Source organism: Acidovorax delafieldii 2AN (assembly GCF_000175235.1).
GTDB lineage: Bacteria > Pseudomonadota > Gammaproteobacteria > Burkholderiales > Burkholderiaceae_C > Acidovorax > Acidovorax delafieldii_B.
Window position 1 is genome coordinate 1 of record NZ_ACQT01000510.1, and the last position, 1227, is coordinate 1227.

Below are 1227 nucleotides of genomic sequence, written 5' to 3' on the forward strand. Positions count from 1 at the left end.
AGCTCTTCGCAGACGCGGGCGGCCTTGTCGGCATCGCGCGAGCCGACGAGCACCGTATGCCCGGCATGCGCCAGGCGCAGCGCGATGCCACTGCCTTCGGCGCCGGTGCCGCCCAGTACGGCGATGGTTTGGGGGGATGAAGTCATAGGGCAATTTCCAAGGCAGAAGAGGAGAGGGCGGACTTGCGGCGCACCGGTGGTGTTAGCACCACGGGTGCCAATGCGCATGCCTCGTAAGAAGCTGCGCAGCGCTCCGAGGGCGCCGGTGCATACAGCGTGCTGCGCTGCAGCGGCGTGCGGCCTGTGGCGCGGATCAGCGCGTCCATGTGCTCTGGCGGCAACTCCTGTCCATGCACCGTGCCCGCTGCGCGCGAGATGCTTTCGTTCATCAGTGTGCCGCCCAGGTCGTTGGCGCCGGCGCGCAGGCAGGCTTGCGCACCTTCCCGGCCCATCTTGACCCAGGAGGTTTGGATGTTCGGCACGAGCGGATGCAGCGCCAGCCGCGCGACGGCGTGCATCAGCACCGCCTCGCGCCACGTGGGGCCGCAGCGCGAGATGCCGCGGCGGTGCATGGGTGCCTCCATGTGCACATAGGGCAGCGGCACGAACTCGGTGAAACCGCCGGTGCGCGCCTGCAGGTCGCGGATGCGCAGCAGGTGCCGCGCCGAGTGCTCCAGCCGCTCCACATGGCCGAACATGATGGTGGCGGTGGTGCGCAGGCCTTCGCGGTGCGCGGCCTCGATCACAGAGAGCCACTGTGCGGTATCGAGCTTGTCGGGGCAGATCAGCGCCCGCACTTCGTCGTCGAGGATTTCCGCAGCGGTGCCGGGCAGCGTGCCCAGGCCCGCATCGCGCAGGCGGCGCAGAAAGGCCGGAATGTCCGATCCGGTGGTTTGCGCGCCGTGCAGGATCTCGAGCGGCGAGAAGGCGTGTACATGCATGCCGGGCTGCGCGGCCTTCACGATGCGGCAGATTTCGACATAGGTGTCGCCGGTGTAGGCGGGGTGGATGCCGCCTTGCATGCACACCTCGGTGGCGCCGCGCCGCCAGGCCTCCGCCACGCGCCGCGTAATTTCATCGGGCGCCAGGTCGTAGGGCTGGCCGCGCAGGTCGTCCGCGCCGCGGCCCTTGGCGAAGGCGCAGAATTTGCAGCGGTATTGGCAGACGTTGGTGTAGTTGATGTTGCGGTTGACCACGTAGCGCACCACGTCTCCAACGGTCTCGCGCC

2 protein-coding genes are annotated in these 1227 nt (G+C 68.6%); both read right to left on the reverse strand.

From position 1 onward, the window contains the following. Positions 1-227 (reverse strand): NAD(P)-binding domain-containing protein (locus tag ACDELDRAFT_RS26140; RefSeq protein WP_332376198.1); only part of this gene is annotated, 227 nt, incomplete at its 3' end. Next, positions 143-1227, reverse strand: a 1085-nt coding sequence (gene cofH / locus ACDELDRAFT_RS22675; RefSeq protein WP_005801358.1) for a 5-amino-6-(D-ribitylamino)uracil--L-tyrosine 4-hydroxyphenyl transferase CofH, incomplete at its 5' end; no start/stop codon positions are given. The genes ACDELDRAFT_RS26140 and cofH, both read right to left, overlap by 85 nt.